General features: G+C 41.9%; 25 protein-coding genes and 1 rRNA gene. 16 read left to right on the top strand and 10 right to left on the bottom strand.

Features of this window, described 5'->3' with window-relative positions; genetic code table 11:
* Positions 1-44 precede the first annotated feature (44 nt).
* From ABID56_RS05965 to ABID56_RS05945, 5 genes are all read right to left on the bottom strand, one after another.
* On the bottom strand, positions 45-818 hold the full coding sequence (locus tag ABID56_RS05965; protein WP_354219711.1) for an ABC transporter permease: 774 nt from the start codon (positions 816-818) through the stop codon (positions 45-47).
* A complete protein-coding gene (locus ABID56_RS05960; RefSeq protein ID WP_354219710.1) occupies positions 818-1,726 on the bottom strand; it encodes an ABC transporter ATP-binding protein in 909 nt (302 codons plus the stop codon). The genes ABID56_RS05965 and ABID56_RS05960 overlap by 1 nt, the downstream gene beginning before the upstream one ends.
* 3 nt (positions 1,727-1,729) lie before the next feature.
* Complete coding sequence (locus ABID56_RS05955) at positions 1,730-1,918, bottom strand: PLDc N-terminal domain-containing protein (protein WP_354219709.1); 189 nt, start codon at positions 1,916-1,918, stop codon at positions 1,730-1,732.
* A gap of 106 nt (positions 1,919-2,024) precedes the next feature.
* Positions 2,025-2,576: a GNAT family N-acetyltransferase gene (locus ABID56_RS05950; RefSeq protein WP_354219708.1), complete on the bottom strand. Its 552-nt coding sequence runs from the start codon at positions 2,574-2,576 to the stop codon at positions 2,025-2,027.
* 287 nt (positions 2,577-2,863) lie between these two features.
* Complete coding sequence (locus ABID56_RS05945; protein WP_354219707.1) at positions 2,864-3,775, bottom strand: TIGR01777 family oxidoreductase; 912 nt, start codon at positions 3,773-3,775, stop codon at positions 2,864-2,866.
* A 64-nt stretch (positions 3,776-3,839) separates the two neighbouring features.
* Between ABID56_RS05945 and recX the strand changes: the two genes are divergently transcribed.
* On the top strand, positions 3,840-4,661 hold the full coding sequence (recX, locus tag ABID56_RS05940) for a recombination regulator RecX (RefSeq protein WP_354219706.1): 822 nt from the start codon (positions 3,840-3,842) through the stop codon (positions 4,659-4,661).
* 20 nt (positions 4,662-4,681) lie between these two features.
* Here recX and ABID56_RS05935 read toward each other — a convergent pair whose 3' ends face one another.
* The gene (locus tag ABID56_RS05935; protein ID WP_354219705.1) at positions 4,682-5,338 is read right to left on the bottom strand and encodes an SDR family NAD(P)-dependent oxidoreductase; all 657 of its coding nucleotides are present in this window, start codon (positions 5,336-5,338) and stop codon (positions 4,682-4,684) included.
* Between the two features lie 83 nt (positions 5,339-5,421).
* Between ABID56_RS05935 and ABID56_RS05930 the strand changes: the two genes are divergently transcribed.
* The gene (locus tag ABID56_RS05930; RefSeq protein WP_354219704.1) at positions 5,422-5,757 is read left to right on the top strand and encodes a YfhH family protein; all 336 of its coding nucleotides are present in this window, start codon (positions 5,422-5,424) and stop codon (positions 5,755-5,757) included.
* Between the two features lie 84 nt (positions 5,758-5,841).
* On the opposite strand, the gene ABID56_RS05925 is transcribed toward ABID56_RS05930, so the two are convergent.
* Positions 5,842-6,819 (bottom strand): metal-dependent hydrolase, encoded by a 978-nt coding sequence (locus ABID56_RS05925; protein WP_354219703.1) that lies wholly within the window; start codon positions 6,817-6,819, stop codon positions 5,842-5,844.
* Between the two features lie 37 nt (positions 6,820-6,856).
* On the opposite strand from ABID56_RS05925, the gene mutY reads away from it, so the two are divergent.
* The 7 genes from mutY to ABID56_RS05890 all read left to right on the top strand — a co-directional run bounded on the left by mutY (position 6,857) and on the right by ABID56_RS05890 (position 14,465).
* Positions 6,857-7,945 (top strand): A/G-specific adenine glycosylase, encoded by a 1,089-nt coding sequence (gene mutY / locus ABID56_RS05920; protein WP_354219702.1) that lies wholly within the window; start codon positions 6,857-6,859, stop codon positions 7,943-7,945.
* Between the two features lie 73 nt (positions 7,946-8,018).
* Positions 8,019-8,231 carry a gamma-type small acid-soluble spore protein gene (locus tag ABID56_RS05915; protein ID WP_354219701.1) on the top strand — a complete coding sequence of 71 codons (213 nt, stop codon included), beginning with the start codon at positions 8,019-8,021 and terminating at the stop codon, positions 8,229-8,231.
* 169 nt (positions 8,232-8,400) lie between these two features.
* Positions 8,401-8,931: a nucleoside tri-diphosphate phosphatase gene (ntdP, locus tag ABID56_RS05910; RefSeq protein WP_354219700.1), complete on the top strand. Its 531-nt coding sequence runs from the start codon at positions 8,401-8,403 to the stop codon at positions 8,929-8,931.
* Positions 8,932-9,024: 93 nt separating this feature from the next.
* Positions 9,025-10,788, top strand: a complete 1,764-nt coding sequence (locus ABID56_RS05905; RefSeq protein ID WP_354219845.1) for an ABC transporter ATP-binding protein — start codon at positions 9,025-9,027, stop codon at positions 10,786-10,788.
* A gap of 341 nt (positions 10,789-11,129) precedes the next feature.
* On the top strand, positions 11,130-12,056 hold the full coding sequence (locus ABID56_RS05900; RefSeq protein WP_377946388.1) for an AAA family ATPase: 927 nt from the start codon (positions 11,130-11,132) through the stop codon (positions 12,054-12,056).
* Positions 12,053-13,252 carry a DUF58 domain-containing protein gene (locus ABID56_RS05895; protein ID WP_354219698.1) on the top strand — a complete coding sequence of 400 codons (1,200 nt, stop codon included), beginning with the start codon at positions 12,053-12,055 and terminating at the stop codon, positions 13,250-13,252. Before ABID56_RS05900 ends, ABID56_RS05895 begins: the two co-directional genes overlap by 4 nt.
* Complete coding sequence (locus tag ABID56_RS05890; protein WP_354219697.1) at positions 13,245-14,465, top strand: DUF4018 domain-containing protein; 1,221 nt, start codon at positions 13,245-13,247, stop codon at positions 14,463-14,465. Before ABID56_RS05895 ends, ABID56_RS05890 begins: the two co-directional genes overlap by 8 nt.
* A gap of 29 nt (positions 14,466-14,494) precedes the next feature.
* Here the strand turns inward: ABID56_RS05890 and ABID56_RS05885 are convergent, their stop codons facing one another.
* Both ABID56_RS05885 and ABID56_RS05880 read right to left on the bottom strand, forming a co-directional pair.
* Positions 14,495-15,538 (bottom strand): FUSC family protein, encoded by a 1,044-nt coding sequence (locus tag ABID56_RS05885; protein ID WP_354219696.1) that lies wholly within the window; start codon positions 15,536-15,538, stop codon positions 14,495-14,497.
* Between the two features lie 324 nt (positions 15,539-15,862).
* Complete coding sequence (locus tag ABID56_RS05880) at positions 15,863-17,155, bottom strand: glutamate-1-semialdehyde 2,1-aminomutase (RefSeq protein ID WP_354219695.1); 1,293 nt, start codon at positions 17,153-17,155, stop codon at positions 15,863-15,865.
* A gap of 119 nt (positions 17,156-17,274) precedes the next feature.
* Here ABID56_RS05880 and ABID56_RS05875 point away from each other — a divergent pair, with 119 nt between their 5' ends.
* The 5 genes from ABID56_RS05875 (at position 17,275) to perR (ending at position 20,357) form a co-directional block, all read left to right on the top strand.
* On the top strand, positions 17,275-17,661 hold the full coding sequence (locus ABID56_RS05875) for an ion channel (protein ID WP_354219694.1): 387 nt from the start codon (positions 17,275-17,277) through the stop codon (positions 17,659-17,661).
* Between the two features lie 106 nt (positions 17,662-17,767).
* Positions 17,768-18,238 carry a thioredoxin-dependent thiol peroxidase gene (gene bcp / locus ABID56_RS05870; RefSeq protein WP_354219693.1) on the top strand — a complete coding sequence of 157 codons (471 nt, stop codon included), beginning with the start codon at positions 17,768-17,770 and terminating at the stop codon, positions 18,236-18,238.
* A 64-nt stretch (positions 18,239-18,302) separates the two neighbouring features.
* Positions 18,303-19,253, top strand: a complete 951-nt coding sequence (locus tag ABID56_RS05865; RefSeq protein WP_354219692.1) for a D-2-hydroxyacid dehydrogenase — start codon at positions 18,303-18,305, stop codon at positions 19,251-19,253.
* Position 19,254: 1 nt separating this feature from the next.
* Entirely contained in the window at positions 19,255-19,812 is a 558-nt protein-coding gene (locus ABID56_RS05860; protein WP_354219691.1) for a cob(I)yrinic acid a,c-diamide adenosyltransferase, read from the top strand.
* Between the two features lie 101 nt (positions 19,813-19,913).
* Complete coding sequence (perR, locus tag ABID56_RS05855; protein ID WP_377946376.1) at positions 19,914-20,357, top strand: peroxide-responsive transcriptional repressor PerR; 444 nt, start codon at positions 19,914-19,916, stop codon at positions 20,355-20,357.
* Between the two features lie 69 nt (positions 20,358-20,426).
* Here the strand turns inward: perR and ABID56_RS05850 are convergent, their stop codons facing one another.
* Entirely contained in the window at positions 20,427-20,795 is a 369-nt protein-coding gene (locus ABID56_RS05850) for a YgzB family protein (RefSeq protein WP_354219689.1), read from the bottom strand.
* 187 nt (positions 20,796-20,982) lie between these two features.
* On the opposite strand from ABID56_RS05850, the gene ABID56_RS05845 reads away from it, so the two are divergent.
* Together ABID56_RS05845 and ABID56_RS05840 are read left to right on the top strand one after the other, a co-directional pair.
* Positions 20,983-21,858, top strand: a complete 876-nt coding sequence (locus tag ABID56_RS05845) for a nucleotidyltransferase-like protein (RefSeq protein ID WP_354219688.1) — start codon at positions 20,983-20,985, stop codon at positions 21,856-21,858.
* Between the two features lie 515 nt (positions 21,859-22,373).
* Positions 22,374-22,872, top strand: a 16S ribosomal RNA gene (locus ABID56_RS05840); the annotation flags it as partial.

Raw genomic sequence — 22,872 nt, 5'->3', positions numbered from 1 at the left:
AACTCGAGCGACTTATCTCATAAGTAGGCTTAGTTATTTAAAAACTAGTGCATTTCTTGGCGTTTGAGCAAGAAAACGGATGCGATGAGGCAAATGATACTCAACATAACTGCTGTTAGGGAGCTGAACCAGAGTTCGGTTTCGATTCGTCCTGAGTAGAAATAGACCGAAATATAATTCGAAATGAGCGCAGGGCTCCACGTTAAGACGTGGTCGAAAATCGTCGTCACTGCGTTAAGCACTATTACCGTAATAATTGATAAAAATGCGACGAGTCCGGGTGATGTTAAGAAACTATTAAACAACATCACAATACTCAAAATTAGCATAAAGTACAGTAAATAGAATAGAGCACTTGCTAATATTTGGGTGAAGGCGATATCACCGAATAAAACAGTGACATAATACCAGCCAGTCACAAGGCCAACAACAATAGAAATACTGATCAGTACCATCATAGCTGTAAACTTCGCTGTAATATAAGAGCTGAATCGGACTGGTTTCGATAAAACGAGTTCGTACACACCACTACTCACTTCACGCGAAATGAGCCCCATCGAAATAACGACCGCGATTAAAACGCCGAGTACATTCATTTGGTTAAAACTCATCATCATCGCTTGTTCTGCAGACGGTGTTGGAATATCGATCGTCGCGCCTTCAGGTACGTTACCGACTGATTCTAAAATAATCGGCATGAAATAAGACGTCAACGGATCCATGACGGCAAATAAAATAAAAACAATCGGAACCCAAATCCACTTGAAATGGCGCCAATGTTCGAGGACTTCTTTTTTGAAAATCGTTTGCCATTGCATTATTCACTCACCGCCTTTATGAAAATATCTTCGAGAGACGACTTAGCGATTTCGAACTTCGTTAACGCCCAACCTTCTGATTGTATCATCGTTAACAATTGTGCTCTTGCGTCATTTACGTCATGAACGGCGACGACAAAATCGCGATGTTCACGCGTCACGTTAAAGACGGTGTCGATTTCTTTTAACCGTTCTTCGATGAACTTCGGCTCGTCTTGAAACGCAAGATAGATCGTTTTTGTGTCTTGTTGATTATGTATGTCCTCGATCGATCCTTGTTTCAATAATTTACCTTGATTGAGCAATAAAATATCATCACTCACTTCTTCAGCATCGTTTAAAATATGCGTCGAAAATAAAATCGTCGCGTCTTTTTTCAGTTCGCGAATTAAGTTCAACACTTCACGACGCCCAATCGGGTCAAGAGATGAAACGGGTTCATCTAAAATGACGAGCTTCGGGTCGTGCATGAGCGCTTGAGCGATTCCGAGTCGTTGTTTCATGCCGCCCGAAAACTTGCCGATACGTTTCTGTTTATCATCGCTTAAACGAACGAGGTCGAGCAGTTCGTGTGCTTTCGATTTCGCCTCATCTTTCGATAAATAAGCTAGTTGCCCGACGTACATTAAAAATTCTTCCCCAGTCATCCAATTGTGGAACACAGGGTATTGTGGTAAGTAACCAACGTGATGGCGGTTATCGTACGTGAATTGATCTTCATTAAAATGAATCTCACCCTCAGTCGGCGATATAAAGCCTGCCAACATTCGGAGTGTCGTCGTTTTTCCCGCGCCATTCGGTCCTAATAGGGCGACACATTTGCCTGGTTCAAGCTGAAATGAAATATGATCAACGACCGTTGCTGATTGATAGCGTTTCGTTAATTGTTCAACAGACATAAGACTCATATGTTACACCTTCCTTCCCACGATAAAATACAGAATCGGTCCTGCGAGATTGCCGAAAATAATAATGAGTACCCACAGCCATTTCGGGCCGTTTGTGGCGTCAACTCGTCGCAGATCAATTAGTGCCACGATAATTAAAATTAGCTGTAAGACAACAAGTGGTACAATGAGTTGCCATATCATGCCTTCCATATTCATCTCCCCTTTTATACTTAGTATAACCGAAATTGCCGGACTATTTTCAATTATTTTTGCAATGAAACAAAAAATCTCCTAACGATAACGCTAGGAGACAATTTTAGGCTTCTAATTCATCGACGTCAGCCTGCTCTTGATCGTACATCGAGAACATGAACGCGTCTTTGTATATGGCGAATAAATCGTAATCTTTCACACCGGCATTAATTTGTTCAAAAATATGCGGATACGTGTCGTTCGCTTCAACAGCGTACCCTAATTTGTGGACGGCTCTAAGCGAACGTTTATTCACTCGATTCACTTTTAAGAAAACGACTTCAATGTCGTGTTGTGAAAATAATTCGGATAAAAATAATTCTTTTGCATATTGATTGTAGCCAAGCCCGAAATACGGTTTGCCCAACCATGTTGCTAAAAACCCTTTGTGATCATCGATATCATAAAGGGTAATCGCACCGACAGGGGATTCGAACTCATCGACAATCGTTCGCGAAATCAGTTCGCCGTTTTCTTCGCGTTGGTTCATCTGGTTGATGAAGAAATAATACTCTTCGGCGGAGTTCGCAACTTCCCGCACAAATGGCTTTACAGCAGCATCATCTAATAGCGGAAAAAGTGTCGGTACATCATGTAAATCACGTTTTTTAAGCATAAAAAATACCCCCTAAACAACATAGTTTACGAGGGTGATGCTTACGGCAGGCGTAGGCAGTGGGCACGATCACCCTCGAATTTTTATTAATTGCACATCTTAAAAAGAGTTGCATTCAATGCACATAAACAAAAATCCGGGGTGGGAATCGAACCCACTAGAACTGCCCATAGTCGAGCAGTGGCGCACCATTTGCCTTCCCTTTACTTTGACTAAGCAAAGTTTACACTATTCTACTGCATTTGCATATAGGTTTTGATCATTTTTTATAAAAAAATTAAGCTATTCTATTCCGATTTATAAATATCGTCAAGTGCCTCACGTAACGTCGGGAATTGGAACGTGTATCCTGAGTCGATTAAGACACTTGGGTACACATATTGTCCGTCTAATAATAAGGTGCTCATGTCGCCTAACGCTGTTCGAATCGCAAATGATGGAGCGGGTATCCAGTGTGGTCGGCTAAGTGTTTTACCCAGTACTTTGCCGAACTCTTTGTTGCGTTTCGGGTTAGGGGCAGTGAAATTAACTGGTCCTTCGATAGCACTATGCTCCATAATCCAGTCGTAGCCTTTGACGATGTCATAAATATGAATCCAAGACATCCATTGTTCACCATCACCTAGGGGTCCACCAGCAAAGAGTTGGTAAGGAAGAGCCATCTTCGGTAATGCACCGTCGTGCCCGTCTAAAATGATGCCAAAACGTGTTTTGACAGTCCGGATCCCTAATGTTCGTGCTTCGTCAGCTTCTTTTTCCCACATATCACATACATCAGCTAAGAAATCGTTACCTGGCTGTTTCGTTTCTTCGGTGAACATATCGGTTTTCGACGTACCGTAAAACCCGACTGCTGATGCGTTAATAAAGGTGTGAGGTGGGTGCTGCATCGAACCCATAATCCGAATCATTTCTCGCGTTGTCGTCATGCGACTTTCGATAATGCGTTTTTTTCGTTCCTCTGTCCACCGGCCGCTATTTAGCGATTCACCTGCTAAATTAATAAACACATCAGCAGACCCGATTTCTAATTCTGGTTGGCCTTCTGGGGTTAGCCATTCGATGTAATGGATGTTTTGATCAGATTGATATTTGTGCGGGTTTCGCGTTAAAATCATGATTTCATCGTCTTTTGAACTGAAATAGTCGACGAGATGCTGGCCGACAAAACCTGTTCCACCTGCTATGACAATTTTCAAACGGATGTACCTCCTTTAGAACATGTATTATAATAATAAGGATTACTATTTTAGGAGTGTCTTGATGGTTACGATTAGTAAAATTACGAAACAAAAAAAGCATCAAGATCGATTCAATATTTTTATTGAACGACAAGGAGAAGAATCCTTTGCGTTTGGTGTTCATGAAGATCTATTAGTGCGCTATGCCTTACGAAAAGGGATGGAACTAACTGATGACGACATGAACGATATCCAAAAGCAAGATGCCATGTATAGGTACTATACCCTTTCTATTAATTATTTAAGCTACCGAATGCGGGCAAAATCAGAAATTATCGATTATTTGACGAAAAAAGAAGCGAGCCAGCAAGATATTGACTACGTTGTGGAAAGGCTCGAACGAGAAGGATTATTGGATGATCATGCGTTTGCTGAAGCATTCGTCCGATCGAAAATGAACACGTCATCGAACGGTCCAAATAAATTGAAGCAAGAATTGTATCAAAAGAAATTAAGCGAAGACCAAATTGCGCACGGGTTATCACAATATACACATGAAGCAGAAGTCGACAAATTAGTCAGCCTTATCGAGAAAAAAATGCGCTCGAGTCAAAAGAAATCATTTCAAGAACAAGTAAACCAAATCAAACAGTCGATGATGCAAAAGGGCTTTAATCGTGATGCCATTGATGTGGCGATGCAATCGATTGATACGACAGTCGACGAAGAAGCAGAGCGAGAAGCGGTTCAGTATCAAGGCGAGAAAGCGTGGCGAAAACACGCACGCAAGCACGACGGATTCCAACTCGAGCAAAAGGTGAAAGCAGCCTTGTTTCAAAAAGGGTTTTCCGGAGAATTAGTCCAACAATTTATCGATGAAAAAAAGCTGGAAGGTGAGACGTAACCTCGCTTCCAGCTTTATGATTAGTCGACGTGAATCTCGGCTCTCCCGTCGTCTTTTTCGACGATTTGTTTCGCGTAATCATCAGGTGACGGTAACGCAGACGGATCATCGATATAGTCGCTACCATCCCAGAATGGCGTGTTCATGCCACCCATGTACACAGCAGAAATCGCGATGTTTTCGTCGGCGAGTTCTTTTTGGAGACTTTCGGTAAAGCCGCGCTGAGCAAATTTACTCGCACAATAAGCAGATTCCTGCACTTTGCCGTAAAGGCCAGCCGTTGAAATGATGTTTAAAATACGACCATTTGCTTGTAATACATGGTCTAATAAATGTTTTGTCGTGTAAATTAAACCGTTGACGTTAACGTTGACCATCGTGTCGATTTCGTTTTTCTCGAGCTTGTCGATCGTATTGAAGAAACCGACACCAGCATTATTAATGAGTAAGTCAATTGGGCCAACTTGTTTGGCTAATGATTGCACCGAATCCCAGTCCGTAATATCCGTTGTGATCGATTCTGCTTGTCCGCCTTGTTTTTCGATCTGTTGCTTTGTATCTAATAATTTATCTTCGTGGCGGCCGACTAAGTAAATGCTGTAGCCTAAGTTAGCGTAACGTAACGCTAAAGCTTGGCCAAGACCAGAGCCACCACCTGTAATTAAAGCTTTTTTCATGTTTTTGTCTCCTTCATGACATAAGTATTTTTATTATGCCTTGAATTTGATAAGATGTAAATGGACTCGAAAGGAGAATGGTCATGCAACGTCGATATAGCCAATATACGGTCGAGCAATTACGAGAAGAAATTGCCGACCTTACAGAGAAAGCGCAAAAAGCAGAGCAATTAGGTATGGTGAACGAATATGCGGTTCACCAGCGCAAAATTGTGATGGCAAAATCTTATATGATGAATCCGCGCGAATACCGTCGTGGTCATGTGTATGAGATTGATGGATCGCCTACTGAAAAATTCGAAATTGATTACATGAACGGCGTGTTCGCTTGGGGCACGCGCAAAACGAAACAAGATGAGATCGTGAATGCAGAAGAAGCCTTGCCGATTGCACTTTTAATTGAACGATTAGACGGATAACCAAACTGATGGCCTGTTGCAGGTCATCGGTTTTTTATATCCATTGATTGATGATTAGCGACCGATTCGATTGAACGCAAAGATTCACGACAAGGACTCGAGTTTCTTTTGTAATTTTTCTTCGGAATAGATCCAGCCGGTGTATGAGGTTAAAATGTTGTAGAATTTATCCATCGTCACGACTGCAACGAATGGGTAATGTCCATCTGTACGGTAACGCAAGTCAATGAACCGAATTTCGATATAATCGTCGTGACGTTCGATTTCATAGCGATACGCCGGCGAGAAATTGCGAAACGATTTTACATTTTCATCTTGAAATGCCGCGTTCATTTCAGCTGAATCAGGAAAATCACGCTTTTTAAACGTATCTTTAATATCAATATGGCCGTGATCACAATCAGCGACGAAATAGTATTTTGGCGTTTCAATCACTACACGCCACGTATTGTGTTTTATGGTAGGCTGTGTAATAATCTTCGTCGCGCTCGGAAAATGTTTGTTCAAAATATCGATGATTTCTTTTTTGTCGAAAAATCGTTTAATATAATAAAGGAATATGACAAAGAAAATCGTACCGTACGTAATGACTGGGTCAGCGCCAAGCAACCAAGCAAACGCCCCCGCTAAATACAGGCCAAACATGTACGGATCAAACGTATTAATCCAACCGAGCGCAATCCATTGATTCACAAACGGTCTTAACGCTTGTGTCCCATAGGCGTTAAAAATGTCGACAAACACGTGCAACATCACGGATAATAAAGTCCACGCCCATAAGTGCATGAGAGCAACGTCCGGAAAAAAGATAGCCAATGAAAGCGTAATAAGGATACTCCATAGCAATACGGCTAATGGAGAGTGTGACGATCCACGATGATGCCGAATGTATGTCGCGTTATCTTTGAATTTAAAAAATGTATCAAAATCAGGAGCGTGTGAACCAACGACAGCCCCGATAAACACGGCTTGAAACAGGTCAGGGTTTTGTTCAACGGCAGGATCAATGGTTGCTAGTCCGCCTATCGCGATGCCCATAGTAATGTGGGTTGCCGTATCCAATGGTTTATACCTCCTCGAGTTAAGTTAGGTGATAAATGTGTCAAAAACATCTTCTATATCAATACCCGTTTTATTCGATCATCAAGCATTCTCTCGCGATTTAATCGTATGGTATGAAAAGCAAAAGCGTAATTTACCGTGGCGAGACAACCAAGATCCATATCGCATTTGGGTGTCAGAGATTATGCTACAACAAACGCAAGTCGATACGGTTATTCCTTATTTTAAACATTTCATGAATCGCTATCCGACCGTTTACGACTTGGCACAAGCCGATGAGCAAGACGTGTTAAAAGCGTGGGAAGGACTTGGTTACTATTCCCGCGCACGAAACTTGCACGAAGCCGTAAAAGAAGTTGTCGCAACGTATGGCGGCGAAGTTCCAGGTGACAAAAAAGAACTGAAAAAATTAAAGGGCGTCGGCTCGTATACACAAGGTGCGATTTTAAGCATTGCCTTTGACCAAGCAGAGCCGGCTGTCGACGGGAATGTCATGCGCGTGATGTCTCGCGTACTAATGATTGACGAAGATATTGCCAAGCCGAAAACGAAAACGGTTTTTGAGGACGTTATTCGCGACATCATGTCCCAAGACAATCCGTCATCATACAATCAAGGATTGATGGAACTAGGTGCGTTAATTTGTCAGCCGAAAAATCCGAAGTGCGATGAATGCCCTGTACAAACCCATTGTGAGGCTTATGCTCAAGGTGTTCAAACAGATTTACCAGTCAAATCAAAAGCGAAAAAGCAAAAGGAAGAAACGTATGTTGCTTTAGTATTGCGTGGCGCAGATGGTCGATATTTAATTGAAAAACGCCCTGACAACGGATTATTAGCTAATTTATGGCAATTCCCGTTATTTTCGCAGTCGGAATTCGATGAAACAAGTTTGATCAATCACTTTGAAACACAATACGGCGCATCCATTACGATAACATCACGTCCTGGGCGTGTGAAACATGTCTATTCGCACGTCATTTGGCATGTTGATATTATTGTGGCTGAATTAAATGAAGCGAAACCCCTCGATTATGAAGGTGAATGGATTGATTTAAACACGTTGTCGACATATCCTTTGCCGAATGTGCAACAAAAGGTGCTTGAGAAGCTTTCGGTTAATTAGATATTTTTGTTAATGATTTTTTGGATAACACACCGCGATTATGGTTAGATTAATCAATGCGGAGGTGATATCAATGGCTAAGAAGAACCAACGTCAAGCGCAGCAACAACCAAACCAGCAAGCTGCGCAAACTAACGCGCAAGAAGTGAAGAAGCAAAACCAACAATCACAGCAAGGTCAGTACCAGCAAGAATTTGCGGCTGAGACGAACGCACAAGAAGTGAAGAAACAAAACCAACAGTCTCAGCAAAAGAAACAGCAACAGAACCAACAAAACAATCAATAAGGACATGAACAGCTGACATGTCTCGGAAAGAAGCACTCCGTTTGAGCAAGGGGTGCTTCTTTTTCGTTGAAATTAGCAACATAATCGAATTCGCGCAAGTGATATGATACAATGTCGATATTGAAGACGTGTTGTCAGATTAAGTCGGATAGAGAAAGAAGGGTTAGCGATGATTATTCCTAAAGACGGAGATGAAATCGAAATACGCAGCTATAAACATAACGGATCACTACATCGTGTTTGGGAAAAAACGGTTGTTTTACATAGTGATAATACGACGTTGATCGGCGGGAATAATCGAGTCAGAGTAACCGAAAGTGATGGTCGAACATGGCGCACACGCGAACCAGCGATCACGTATTTTACGACAGAGTATTGGTTTAATATTATTTCGATGATGCGCCAAGATGGGATTTATTATTATTGTAATATTAGTTCACCGTATGTGGTCGATCACGAAGCATTGAAATATATCGATTATGACTTAGATATTAAAGTGTTTGCGGACGGGTCGTATAAGATTTTGGATGAAGATGAGTTTGATATTCATCGCAAGAAGATGAACTATCCTGATGTGTTGCAGCAAATTTTGTACAAGCAATTGCGGATTTTAGAACAATGGGTGAAAGAGCGGCGAGGTCCGTTCGATGCTTCATTTGTGAAAAGCTGGTACGATTATTACCGGAAACATTATCAGTAAGTTAATATATGGACATGATAGTCATAACGAAGTCAAAACGCTTGTCGCTTGGCAAGTGTCTTTTATTTGGTAACGGAAGTAGGTGAGAGAGCATTGGATAGTATTAAACGGTATTTGCAATTTGTTAAGCCGTATAAATGGAAAATTGCACTGACGATTTTAGTCGGGATTCTTAAATTCGGGATTCCACTTATTATGCCGCTGATCACGATGTATGTGATTGATGACATTTTGCGAGCTGAGGATTTAACAACAGCGGAACAATTAGATAAATTAATTTGGATTATGGGACTTGCATTCTTCGTTTTCTTAGTCTTACGTCCACCGATTGAATATTTCCGCCAATACTTAGCACAGTATGTGAGTAGTAAAATTTTATACGATATTCGCGATCATTTATTCGATCATATTCAGCGCTTAAGTTTAAAGTTTTACTCAAAAACAAAAACGGGTGAAATCATTTCACGCGTGATCCATGATGTTGAGCAGACGAAAACATTCGTTGTAACAGGTCTAATGAATATTTGGCTTGATATGGCGACGATTTTAATTGCGCTCGGTATCATGTTCTCGCTCGATCCGTTATTGACGTTAACGGCGATTGTGTTATTCCCAGTTTATGGTTTTTCTGTGAAATATTTTTATTCTAGATTGCGCGAGTTAACGCGAGACCGGTCGCAAGCTTTAGCCGAGGTGCAAGGGCATTTGCATGAACGTGTACAAGGAATGCCAGTGATTCGCGGGTTCGCGTTAGAAGATCATGCACAAAATGAATTCGATGAGCATAACGGTAAATACTTGGACCGCGCGCTTCGATTTACGAACTGGAACGCGAAATCGTACGCGGTGACGCACACGATCACCGATTTAGCACCACTTGTTGTGTTAGCATTAGGTGGTTATTTCGTATTAGAAGGTGCGGTGACACTTGGTGTGATGGTAGCCTTCGTTCAGTACATGCAGCGTGTGTACAATCCGCTTCGCCGTTTAGTAAACAGCATGACGCAGTTAACACAAGCGCATGCGTCGATGGACCGTGTGTTTGAATTCATGGATGAACAATACGATATTGTCGATAAACCAAATGCAAAACAGTTGGATACAGTGGATGGCGATGTCTCGTTCAACAATGTCTCGTTTAAATATGATGAAGAAGACGAAATGGTCTTGAACAATGTGGATTTATCAGTGACGAAAGGTGAAACTGTTGCCCTTGTTGGTATGAGTGGTGGTGGTAAATCAACGCTTGTCAGTCTCATTCCACGGTTTTACGATGTTGATAGTGGTGCTGTTAAAATCGACGGCCATGATGTCCGCGACGTGCAAGCACGTTCACTACGCAGTCAAATCGGAATGGTGTTACAAGACAGCATTTTGTTCAGCGATTCGATCGAAATGAATATTCGGATGGGTAATCCAAATGCGACAAATGAAGAGGTAATTAAAGCGGCTAAAGCAGCCAATGCGCATGATTTCATTATGGACTTTCCAAATGGTTATGACACGTTAGTCGGCGAGCGCGGCGTGAAATTATCAGGCGGGCAAAAACAGCGCGTCGCAATCGCGCGTGTTTTCTTGAAAAATCCTCCGCTTCTCATTTTAGATGAAGCAACGTCAGCGCTAGACCTTGAAAGCGAACATTTAATCCAAGAAGCGATGGCGAAACTGTCCGATAACCGCACGACATTCATCGTCGCGCACCGTTTATCGACGATTACGCACGCCGATCGGATTATCCTTATGAATAACGGCGAAATTAAAGAACAAGGTACGCACCAAGAATTGATGAATCGACGAGGTCATTATTATGACTTATTTAACGTACAAGAACTTGATGACCAAAAAGAGCGTGTTTAAGATGGGCTAGTGATAACGATATGTTGTCACCAGCTTTTTTTGGTTCAAGATTAATTGAGTTTGAATCAAGGTAGCGCGAAGTTGAATCAAGCGGTTTGATAAGTGAAGCAAGGCGATAAGATTTTGATTCAAGCCATTTTCAAGTTGAATCAAGATTCCCATAATTTGAGTCAATCACTAACATTCTTCCAAAAATCATTCCAGAAACAATAGTCAAAACTATTCTCATATGATGATTTATGTTATTTTATCAGAGTAGGATGTCATAATATTCATTCTATTTAAAATGTAAAATCAGTCGAGGGGGACTTTGTGTGGCAATTGATGAGCAAATACATAAAATGAAAGAGCAAATAAGTCAAGTTATCATGGGGAAAGATGACACGGTCGAGTTATTAATGAATGCGTTTATTAATCAAGGACATGTGTTACTTGAAAGTGTGCCTGGGACAGGGAAGACGATGTTAGCGAAAGCGGTTGCGAAGTCGGTTGAAGGTGATTTTCAACGGATTCAGTTCACACCGGACGTTTTGCCGTCTGATGTGTCAGGGATTCAATATTTCAACCCGAAAGATCAAGAGTTCGAAATGCGTGTCGGTCCGGTGTTAACGAATGTGCTGTTAGCGGATGAAATTAACCGTGCGACACCGAGAACGCAGTCAGCACTTCTTGAAGTGATGGAAGAGAAGCAAGTAACGATAGACGGGGAGACGGTCGGTATTCCACAACCATTTATCGTGATCGCCACGCAAAACCCTGTTGAATCACAGCAAGGGACGTTTGATTTGCCAGAAGCGCAAATGGATCGTTTTTTCATGAAATTGGATTTAGGCTATCCGTCGTTTGCGGATGAACAACGCATGATGCGTGAGCACCGAGAAACAAATCCACTCGATACGTTACAAGCGATGTTAACGAAGGATCAATTAAAGCAATTCCAAGAAGACGTTCAATCGGTCTATGTATCGGATGTCATTGAGACGTATATTTTATCGATTGTGCAACAAACGCGACAGCATCAAGATGTCGATGTCGGTGTGAGCCCGCGTGGGACGTTGGCATTTATGCGCGCAGCTCAAGGGCGAGCGGCGATTCAAGGGCGCGATTACGTGACGCCAGAAGATGTGAAAACGATGGCGCCGTATGTGTTACCGCACCGCCTTGTTTTAAGCCTTGATGGTGCGACACTTAAATCTCAAGATGATGTGTTGCAAGAAGCGTTAGAAGCGGTAGAAGTACCAGCTGAATATGGAGTTCACCCATCATGACGTTCCAAAAGTACAGTCAAAACAGCAGAGCGTTTCCGACGTTCGTTGTGATCGGTACCTTTATTTTGTTCGCTGCGTTTTTTATCGGTTTCGACCAAATGTACATGCTCGTGCTTATTTCAGTACTCGTGACATTACTGTACGGCATGAGTGTGTTTTATGAAAAACACGTTGATGATTATTTAAATATAACGTTTCCCGAACCAATCATTAAACATTACCAAGGTGATGACGGTGTGTTATACATGACGATTGCACAAAACGGTATATTGCCATTACTCAATGCCAAAGTCATCGTCGAAATGGATAATGTTGTTCAATTTAAAGACGGACGTCATATTCCACGGCGTTATATGACGTCATACACTCAATCGATTAATTTAATGTTTTGGGAGAAGCGGACGATAGCGATACCTTACGAAACAGCTAAGCGCGGGGTCGCAAGAGTGCATAACGTTGAAGTTGTCGTACCGAATATGTTTGGATTTGGTTCGATATTTTTGCGTAGCCAAACAAGATTCAAACAAGAAGTGATCGTTTATCCGAAGAAATCGTCTGTACCCAATATTGATTTACTATCGCCGAAGCGTATGGGGTATCATCGTGCGACGCATTCGTTATTCGAAGATCACACATTACCTGTTGGAACACGTCAGTATAGTCCAGGCGACGCGTTCAATCGTATTCATTGGAAAGCATCAGCAAAAGAAGGCGAACTGCAGACGAAGGTGTTCGAGAAGGCGAGTCAAATTTCGTGGTGCTTTTTAATCAATATTCATGATGAATACGGAAGAGGCGTTAACGAGAATATGGAATTGTTATTAGAAAAAACAGCCTATATGATGCATTACGCGACGAAGCATCAAATTCCGTACCGTTTCTTTATAAACGTTTCGTCGGTCGACCAAATCCCATTCATGCACTTGCTGGAAGGTGAGGGTAACAGTCATTATAAGCGGTCGTTAGAAATCTTAGCCCGGTTAAAATTATTGACCTTTACGATGAAATATGAACGTTTACTGTACTTTGTGCAAAAACATGAATCACCACCTGCCTACATTATTCAAGTTGGCGATGTGAGTGCCTCACAACTAGCTTATTTAAAACGACTTGAACGAAAAGGCTCAGCGATTTGTTTCTTAAATGAAAACGGATTGAGTCACTCAGCACCTAAGGAGGTGGCTCAGCATGGTTGATTACTCGGTTAGATATTTACGCTGGTATCAGTATGTTCTAGAGATATTCCCACTTTGGTTAGTGCTATCATACGCTTATGTCGCCCAACAAATTTGGCCACCATTGATGGAATTCTTACTCATAGCGCTTGTTTTAGGCCCTCTGACTGGGGTTGTACTCAATAAATTAGGCGGGCATCGTGCGGTTTATGTCGCACTGCCAATAATATTAGGAGCTAGTTTATTAGTCGGTTTTAATGTTGCCCCAGCAGCTGTTTTAGCGACATTTATAACGATTCGTATGGAAAACCGTTATATCAAACCAGATCAAGACAATGAATCAGCGTTACTCATGATTACTTTCTTACTGGCAATTATGGCCTACATCGTTCAGGCTGCGAGTACGGATGGTTTTGCGGCTTATTATCTTGGGTTGTTTGTCGTCCAAGTGTTCGTTTGGTTAGCGGGACGACTTATTTATTTCTATTTGCGTGACGATCAAACGTGGCGCGATACGTCTCAGAAAAAAGTGTTCACGATTTTAACAAGTGTTGGCGTATTAGGCGTTCTCACGTGGCTTGTTTACGTTCTATTCCCATATGTAAAATTCGCTATAAACACGGTATTATACTGGGCTTTATATGCATTTGCGTGGCTTGTTAGTCCAATTTTTGATTTGTTAGGCGCCATTCAAGTCGACCCACCTGAAGTAGAAAACGATGGATCAGGTGAGCCACCGAATCAGTTTGAAGACATGGAAGGCAATACAGGGAGTCCGATTGTCGACAATATTATCGACATCATCATCTATACAGGTCTCGCCGCTGTTGTTGTTGTAGCGATTATTGGTTATACCATTTACCGCCGAAAACTGTTCGCCCAACGCGACGAAGTGCGGGAGCAAATGGATGATAACGTGCAAAAAGAAAAACTACGCGACCGTAAATGGTTTAAACGTCGTGAAAAAGTAACGCCACCAACTCATGAAGTGCGCAAAGCTTACTTTGAATTGGAGAGATGGGCTGCTGCACACGAACTCGGCCGTTATCAATATGAGACGATTTTGGATTGGTTACATCGATTAGGTGTCGATCAAGAAGTTGATAGCGAAACACTGGCAGTTTACGAACAAGTCAGATACTATGATCAATCCGACATAAAAGGTAATGTCAATCATTACTTTAACACGTTAGAACATGTCAAGACGCGTTTGAAAGAGAAGTATGAGACATAAGAAAAGCCATCCCTTTTTGAGGGGTGGCTTTAGTTATGCGAACTATTTTGATAACTCCGAAGCAAACGTTTTAGTCTTAACAATTCATGGTGATAATCCATTAAGGTTGATGCGAGAGGAAGTAATTTTAAACGGTCATCATTGTCTTCTTCATAAGCATGCAAGAGCTGGTCGACTAAAATAGGAATGTCTGGTTCGGAAATTTTCTCCAATGGATCGGTTTCTTTTTTGCGAATACGTCCGAGGTACATTAAAATCAATTTTTCATGTGTGTGTAACGTTTTATCGACTTCTGCAATGATCTGTTTGTTCATTTCCTGCGGAATGTTTTCGATATCGTCGTCCATTTTGTGTAATGTCGTTAACACTTGAAATGACTTGTTTGATGTATGAATTAACTGTCTAAACAAAACAAGCTTTCGTGCGCGTTCGTAGCCACGCTTACGCGAATACGTTCGTTCCTCAGAAAATAAATTGTACGTTTGTTCAACATGTGACAAATCGCTACCTAACCGGTCGATTTCCTTTTTGAGCGAAGGTTGATCTGATAAGTGTCGTGTCGTTACACGAATCCACTGCAAAATATCGGATGTCGTATGATTTATGTCTTCAAACAGTTTCGTTTCGTATTTCGGTGGTAAAAATGCTAAATTGACTAAGAATGCTGAAACAATCCCGACCGAGATCGAACTGAAACGGATGCCGGCGAATTCAAAGAACGGCATCTGCGTTGTGTCCATAATCGCAATAACAGCGATAATCGCGATAAACGTCGTATCTTCTTTCATTCGCAGTTGAATACAAATCGCGATGACAGTGACGATCGCAAAACCAATAATAAACGGTTCATTACCAACTGTTAAGACGAGAATAATACCTAATGCGACACCAATGATATTGGCTTGGATTTGCTCAACGATGGTTTGGACGGACCGGTAAATGGACGGTTGGATCGATGAAACGGCTGCAATGGCCGCAGCGAATAAACCTTCTTCTAACCCGAAAGCTAATGAGACGTAAAAGGCGACCGCTGTTGCGACACCGGTTTTAAACGCCCTTGCACCTACGCGCATAACTGCATCTTCCTTTCTACATAAATGCTTGATCGTTTTGTGTGAAATCGTAAAATATAGCGAATTTATAATGAAGATAAATCTATCATAACAAAAAAAGAGCTCCCGCGATATTCGTCGGGAGCCAAGTTCTGGTAAAACCAGAAAGGAAGGGAGTTTCATAACATCATGTTCCTACGATAAGGGGTAATCCAAAAATTCTGAATTATCTATATTTTAGCACATTATAAATGAATGACAACCGTTTTTTTGAATATTTTTTGAAAAATATTCGCTCTGAAAAAACTCGGAGCCTCATGTTGGAGACTCCGAGTAAACCAGCGATTATTCGCTCATTTTTTGAAAGACGCGATCGACAGCTTGAAGGGTTTGATCTATATCATCATCAGTGTGTGCGATCGTTAAAAACCACGCTTCGAATTTAGACGGGGCAAGGTTAATCCCTTCATCAAGCATAAGGTGGAAAAACTCGGCGAAACGATCACCATCTGTACGGTCTGCCTCATCGTAATTCGTCACGTCATGCTCAGAAAAATAAACGGTCAGCATGCCTTTTAGTCGGTTAATTTTAACAGGCAGTTGGTATTGATTGGCGTAATGAAGGATACCTTCTTCTAACCTTTGACCGAGGCGATCCATTTCGTCATACACGCCATCTTGTTTGAGTACTTCTAAACACGCAATTCCGGCCGCCATCGATGCCGGGTTACCTGACATCGTCCCTGCTTGATACGCTGGGCCGAGCGGGGCGACTTGTTCCATAATATCGACGCGACCGCCGTATGCGCCGATCGGTAAACCACCGCCGATAATTTTGCCCATCGCTGTCATGTCAGCTTCGACACCTGTAATCTCTTGGGCACTACCGTAATGGAAACGGAAAGCGCTGATGACTTCATCAAAAATAAGTAAACTACCATTATCATGCGTTAGAGATTTAACCGACTCTAAAAAGCCTGGCTTCGGTTCGACTAAGCCGAAGTTACCGACGATTGGCTCGACTAGAACAGCGGCGACGTCATAACCATACGTTTCGAGCGCTTGTTTTAACGACTCTGTTTCGTTAAATGGTACTGTGATCACTTCTTCAGCAATGTTTCGTGTCACGCCAGCTGAATCAGGGCTGCCTAATGTAGAAGGGCCTGAGCCTGCTGCGACGAGCACAAGGTCTGAGTGGCCGTGGTAACAACCGGAGAATTTAATGATTTTCCGGCGGTTCGTGTAAGCACGTGCCACCCGAATCGTCGTCATGACCGCTTCTGTACCTGAATTCACGAAACGGACCTTGTCGAGTGACGGAATGGCATCTGTTAACATGCGAGCGAATTGATTTTCGAGTTTCGTCGGTGTCCCGTATAACACACCTGTTTCGGCTGCGTGTTTAATCGCTTTTGTAATATGTGGGTGGGCGTGGCCTGTAATAATCGGTCCGTATGCTCCTAAATAATCGATGTAAGTGTTGCCGTCGACGTCTGTGAAATGTGCGCCTTCGCCTTTTTCCATAAAGACAGGCGTTCCTCCGCCGACACCTTTAAATGCACGTGAAGGTGAATTAACCCCGCCAACAATTAAATCTTCAGCTTCTTGATAAAGTTGTTCTGATGTGGATCGGTTCATCGTTTAGCCTCCATGTTTATTGGTTTTCTGTTCATTTTACCATAACTCATAAACCGGTTATGGCACTTCCATTAGTATCATATGAATAAATAGAGGATTCGTAAAGAGAGGGGTCGCTTATGCCTCTAGTCACGTTAGTGGTAGTGATGGGTGTCGTGTCGACGAGTTTATATACGTTTACACGCTATTATCATGATATGCGCGGGTCATTTTCGCGCGAGTTATTTACGGCGTTTGTGGCGTTATATGTCATTTTGATGCTCGGCTTTGCGTTGGTTTATTTTATTTTAGCGGAAATGGGTTATGGGCTTTTGCAAGGGGAATTGTTGCAAATCGGGAATGCGCTTGAACGGTTTTATCATGCGATTTATTTTAGCGGGGTGACGTTAATGACGATTGGGTATGGTGATATTACGCCAGTGGGTATTGGGCGTGCGATCGCTTTAGTTGAAGCATTTATTGGTTTTTTGCTTCCGGCAGCGTTTTTGTACAAATTATTTCGGTAAGTGGTGTGTTTTTTGAGAAATTGCGAGAAAATCGTGGTTTTGATTTGTCATGAGCGCAAATCTTCGGTAATCTAAAAGTAAAAGATTTATTAGGAGGAATGAACAGATGTCACCAGAGGTTGGTCAGTCAGCACCTGATTTCACCTTACCCGCCAGCGATGGCACACGTATTTCATTATCAGATTTTAAAGGGAAGAATGTTGTCTTGTATTTTTATCCGAAAGACATGACGCCGGGGTGCACGACAGAAGCGTGCGATTTCCGTGATCGTTATGAGCGCTTTCAGGAATTAAATACAGTCATTTTAGGTGTGAGTCCTGACCCACTTAACCGACATGAAAAATTCATCGACAAACATGATTTACCGTTTATTTTACTATCAGACGAAAATCATGGCGTGGCGAAACAATTTGATGTCTATAAATTGAAGAAAAACTTTGGTAAAGAATACTACGGCATTGAACGTTCTACATTTTTAATTAACCCGGAAGGCCAGATCGCTGAAGAATGGCACAAAGTACGGGTGAAAAACCACGTAGACGAAGTTTTAGACTATATTGAAAACAATTTAACTTAACTGACGAGAAGAAGGGACAGCTTCATGGAGTTGTTCCTTCTCTTCTACATAAGGAGCGACGACAGTGAACGTACTAACGACATGCAAAGTAAAATCGAGTATAAAAGAGCATTTTGAAACGCAATTTCCGGATGTGCATTTTAACTGGCAAGAGTCGATTGGTGAGGCGACGCCGTATTTACATGAGGCAGATGTTCTGATCACATACGGTGAAGATTTAGCGGCTGATGATATCGAGAAGGCGAAGCGGTTATCATGGATTATGGTCATTTCAGCAGGTCTTGATAAAATGCCGTTCGACCAAATTGAAAAGCAAAACATTACCGTGACGAACGCCCGAGGGATTCATGCGATTCCGATGGCGGAATATGTGATTGCGATGATTCTGCAAGTGAGTCGGCAGGCGAAAACGTTAATTGAAAAAGAGCGAAGCCATGATTGGGATCGTTCTGTGAAAATGACGGAGATTACAGGCGGTGTCATGTTAATCGTTGGAACTGGAGCGATCGGACAAGAAGTCGCACGCTTAGCCAAAGCGTTTCAAATGAAAACGATTGGGGTATCGCAAAGTGGAAGTGCTAAAGACCATTTTGATGAGTGTTATCCGAATGAATCGTTGTATGATGTGTTAGGCGAAGCGGATTATGTCGTTGGGATTTTACCAGCAACGGATGAGACGCATCATTATTTTGACGGTAAGGCTTTCCGAGCGATGAAAGACAGTGCGATTTTCGTCAATATCGGTCGTGGTCAAACGGTGAATGAAGCGGATATCATTGATGCGTTACAGGATGGTATGATTGATCATGCGGTGTTAGATGTTTTTGAAGAAGAGCCGTTATCGAGTGATTCGTCGCTTTGGGATATAGATAATTGCACCGTGACACCACATTTGTCTGGCATATCAAGACATTATCAACCACGAGCATTTGATATTTTCGAAACAAACTTACGACCGTATTTAAAAAACGGCGAGCTTATTGAAAATGTGATTGATCCAAACAGGGGGTATTAATATGCGTATTTATACACGATCAGGCGATAAAGGTGAAACGTCATTAATTTACGGTAAGCGCGTGAAAAAGTACGATTTGCGTGTTGAAGCATACGGAACATGCGATGAAGTGAATTCGATGATTGGTATGGCGCGAAGTCACTTAACGGATGAATCATTTGAAGGGCGAGACGGTGTGATTGATGCGCTACATCAAGTTCAAACGATTTTATTCCATGTCGGAGCAGAGTTAGCAACGCCAAAAGGTAAGGATGTCATGTGGCAATTGAAGCAGGAACATATTGATACGCTTGAACAACAAATTGACGAGTGGGATCAGGCGCTTGAACCACTCAATAACTTTATCTTACCGTCAGGACATCCGAGCGCAGCGACGCTTCATACGGCACGAACGATTGCCAGACGCGCCGAGCGAGTGGCGGTTTCATTGGAAGATGAATTAGACAATCAACTCGCTGTCCAATATTTAAACCGATTATCCGATTTCTTATTTGTGGCTGCCCGTTATGTCAATCAAAAATTAGGTGGGGAAGAATTGCCATTAAAGACCGATGTGTAAACGATTGGTAAGACGGTAAAATTGACAAACGGTTTCGTCGCGTTTTAAACTAATTATAAGAATTCTAATGTAATAATATTATTTAGTTGAAAGAGAGGTGCATGACGGTGTCTGAAGAAAGAATGCAGGAAGCGTTAACGACATTGAAATCGTCAGGTGTTCGAATTACACCGCAACGTCATGCAGTGCTGGAATATCTCATGCATTCTATGGAGCATCCAACCGCGGATGAGATTTATAAAGCACTCGAGAGTAAATTTCCTAATATGAGTGTTGCGACGGTGTATAATAATTTACGCGTCTTTTTAGATATCGGTTTAGTACGCGAGCTACCGTACGGTGACTCCTCAAGCCGATTTGATTGTAATATGTCTGATCATTATCATATTATTTGCAACTCATGCGGGAAAATTGAAGACTTTCATTATCCGGCCTTAGACGAAGTCGAGCAATTAGCCGAACAAGTGACAGGCTTTAATGTGACCGATCACCGCATGGAAGTGTACGGGACATGTGAGGATTGCCAAAAGGAAGAAAGTCATTAATAGACGTTTTAAGCTGGTCATCGGTGGCCGGCTTTTTTTGTGATCAAAAAAAGAGAGCCAACGCCCAAGTTAGCTCTCTTGTTCTTTTTGATACTGTTTTGAATTGTATTTCTCATCGAATTCTTCGCCTTCAAGATTGGCATCTAACGTTAATGGTTGACGACAAAACATACAGGCGTCAACACGTCCTAACATTTTCGTCTGTTTGCCACACTCCGGACATTCCACTGGGACGGCCTTCGTTGATAACATCCCAATCCATAAATAAATGACCGTACTCAACCCAATCGCAATAACGCCTAAAATCATAAAGCTCAACATAACCCATTCTGTCCCTCGGAAAAATAATCCGATATACATAATGATCATGCCCGCGAAAACGAGTCCTAAAGCGACCGAGCGAATTTTATTAATCTTATTACTATATTTGAGAGCCACGTTTTTCACTCCTTTATAACATCTAACTGTTGATTCTAGTATAAAACATTAAATAGTCCAATTCATATTGTAAGCCCTTGTCGATTAGAAGTATAGCCTAATTTTTTTGACACAAATGTGAATGAACAAGGAATTTCGAAACTTTTGTCGAAATATAAGTACAGGCAGAGTATAGGAGGAACATATGATGGAAAACGTACTACGACCGATTTATCAAGAACGTGCTAGTCATAACAACACATTAGGTATATTAATGCTTCAAAAAAACGATAGTCATTTATCTGTTACGGATCAGTTTGATTGTATATTACTCGTCATTGTTAAAGAAGCGGATGACCCGTGGTATGTGAAACATTATGAATTTAATGATGAACAAAAAGCCGCGATGCATATTGTGTCTGAATCGCAACTCAATCAATGGATTGATACAAGCGGCAATCGCAAAGTTGTCGAATGGCTAACAAAAGGATCTATCATTTTTGATCGGAATGAATATGTTTCGAATTTGAAAATGAGATTACGCGATTTCCCTGTGCCTAGTCGGAAACTGCGTAAAGTGATCGAATTTGCTAAGCTCGTTCGTTCTTACCGGGAATGCAAGGAGTTGTTTGAAACGAAACATTACCTTGATGCGAACAGTTTAATGATTCGTTCACTACATTATCTAGCACGACTAACCGTCATTGAAAAAGGGTTGCACCCAGAAATTATGGTTTGGAACCAAGTCCAACGCATTGACCCCGAAGTACACAAACTGTACCGCGAACTTGTCGACGGGGACGAACCGGTGGAAAAGCGGATTCAGCTTATGATCTTAGCTAGCGATTTCTCCATCCATTCACGTGCAGAACAAAGTGTTGAACATTTACTCGATATTATGAATGAGCGAGATGAACCGTGGACGTTTGGTGATTTAAAACTACAGCCTGACGTTAGTCACTATTCATTGGATTTAGCGATTTTGTTAGAATATCTCGTTGAACGAGGCATTGTTGAGACGAAGTTGATCGAAACGAAAGGGAAGCATGTGTATCATCGTTGTTATCAAGTAGCATCATCATAGATATAATAAGATCAATGAAATGTGCGAAAACAAAAATAATTATTGGTGTGCTATAAAGTTATTGACGGTGAAAAATGACCGTGCTATATTTATAAACGTTGCATTAACGGAACGCGTTCACGATGAACGATAAAGGGAGTGAGCCGTTGTTAATTCGATTAAAAAAATGTATTGACGTTTGCTTGTATAGTTGATACATTTATTAAGTCGCTTTCAGACGAAAAGTTACTAAACATTATATCGGTATAAAAAAAGTATTGACTTTTGAGTTAATCATTTGTTATATTGATAAAGTCGCTTTTTGGAAAGCGAAACGAATGTTGAAAATAAATTAAAAAAAGTTATTGACTTATCATTTTCAACTTGGTATATTAATTATTGTCGCTTTCGAACGCGGCACTCTATCGAACCTTGAAAACTAAACAAAATAGCCTGTCGTCAATTCGGTTTTCTTCTTATTTTATGAAATGAGGAGAAAGCGGAGACGAAAAGAAACAATAAGCCAAATCAAACACTTTATGGAGAGTTTGATCCTGGCTCAGGACGAACGCTGGCGGCGTGCCTAATACATGCAAGTCGAGCGCGGGAAGCTGACAGATCTCCTTCGGGAGTGACGTCAGTGGAACGAGCGGCGGACGGGTGAGTAACACGTGGGCAACCTACCTGTTAGACGGGGATAACTCCGGGAAACCGGGGCTAATACCGGATGATGCATTGAACCGCATGGTTCAATGATGAAAGATGGCTTCTAGCTATCACTAACAGATGGGCCCGCGGCGCATTAGTTAGTTGGTGAGGTAACGGCTCACCAAGGCGACGATGCGTAGCCGACCTGAGAGGGTGATCGGCCACACTGGGACTGAGACACGGCCCAGACTCCTACGGGAGGCAGCAGTAGGGAATCATCCGCAATGGACGCAAGTCTGACGGTGCAACGCCGCGTGAGTGATGAAGGTCTTCGGATCGTAAAACTCTGTTGTTAGGGAAGAACACGTGCTGTTCGAATAGGGCAGC

The organism is Alkalibacillus flavidus (assembly GCF_040545925.1).
GTDB lineage: Bacteria > Bacillota > Bacilli > Bacillales > Alkalibacillaceae > Alkalibacillus > Alkalibacillus flavidus.
The sequence above is the reverse complement of the archived record's forward strand: the minus strand, read 5'-3'. Positions and strand labels throughout refer to the sequence as shown.

What these genes read in the sequence shown, in the direction of transcription:
- ABID56_RS05950 (WP_354219708.1), bottom strand. Translation starts at nt 2,576, where the DNA reads ATGCTTAAAAAACGTGATTTACATGATGTACCGACACTTTTTCCGCTA.
- perR (WP_377946376.1), top strand. Translation starts at nt 19,914, where the DNA reads ATGACGGTGTCTGAAGAAAGAATGCAGGAAGCGTTAACGACATTGAAA.
- ABID56_RS05955 (WP_354219709.1), bottom strand. Translation starts at nt 1,918, where the DNA reads ATGGAAGGCATGATATGGCAACTCATTGTACCACTTGTTGTCTTACAG.
- ABID56_RS05875 (WP_354219694.1), top strand. Translation starts at nt 17,275, where the DNA reads ATGCCTCTAGTCACGTTAGTGGTAGTGATGGGTGTCGTGTCGACGAGT.
- recX (WP_354219706.1), top strand. Translation starts at nt 3,840, where the DNA reads ATGGTTACGATTAGTAAAATTACGAAACAAAAAAAGCATCAAGATCGA.
- ABID56_RS05895 (WP_354219698.1), top strand. Translation starts at nt 12,053, where the DNA reads ATGACGTTCCAAAAGTACAGTCAAAACAGCAGAGCGTTTCCGACGTTC.
- ABID56_RS05880 (WP_354219695.1), bottom strand. Translation starts at nt 17,155, where the DNA reads ATGAACCGATCCACATCAGAACAACTTTATCAAGAAGCTGAAGATTTA.
- ntdP (WP_354219700.1), top strand. Translation starts at nt 8,401, where the DNA reads ATGATTATTCCTAAAGACGGAGATGAAATCGAAATACGCAGCTATAAA.
- ABID56_RS05890 (WP_354219697.1), top strand. Translation starts at nt 13,245, where the DNA reads ATGGTTGATTACTCGGTTAGATATTTACGCTGGTATCAGTATGTTCTA.
- ABID56_RS05885 (WP_354219696.1), bottom strand. Translation starts at nt 15,538, where the DNA reads ATGCGCGTAGGTGCAAGGGCGTTTAAAACCGGTGTCGCAACAGCGGTC.
- ABID56_RS05900 (WP_377946388.1), top strand. Translation starts at nt 11,130, where the DNA reads ATGAAAGAGCAAATAAGTCAAGTTATCATGGGGAAAGATGACACGGTC.
- ABID56_RS05930 (WP_354219704.1), top strand. Translation starts at nt 5,422, where the DNA reads ATGCAACGTCGATATAGCCAATATACGGTCGAGCAATTACGAGAAGAA.
- ABID56_RS05845 (WP_354219688.1), top strand. Translation starts at nt 20,983, where the DNA reads ATGGAAAACGTACTACGACCGATTTATCAAGAACGTGCTAGTCATAAC.
- ABID56_RS05915 (WP_354219701.1), top strand. Translation starts at nt 8,019, where the DNA reads ATGGCTAAGAAGAACCAACGTCAAGCGCAGCAACAACCAAACCAGCAA.
- ABID56_RS05960 (WP_354219710.1), bottom strand. Translation starts at nt 1,726, where the DNA reads ATGAGTCTTATGTCTGTTGAACAATTAACGAAACGCTATCAATCAGCA.
- ABID56_RS05935 (WP_354219705.1), bottom strand. Translation starts at nt 5,338, where the DNA reads ATGAAAAAAGCTTTAATTACAGGTGGTGGCTCTGGTCTTGGCCAAGCT.
- bcp (WP_354219693.1), top strand. Translation starts at nt 17,768, where the DNA reads ATGTCACCAGAGGTTGGTCAGTCAGCACCTGATTTCACCTTACCCGCC.
- ABID56_RS05860 (WP_354219691.1), top strand. Translation starts at nt 19,255, where the DNA reads ATGCGTATTTATACACGATCAGGCGATAAAGGTGAAACGTCATTAATT.
- ABID56_RS05965 (WP_354219711.1), bottom strand. Translation starts at nt 818, where the DNA reads ATGCAATGGCAAACGATTTTCAAAAAAGAAGTCCTCGAACATTGGCGC.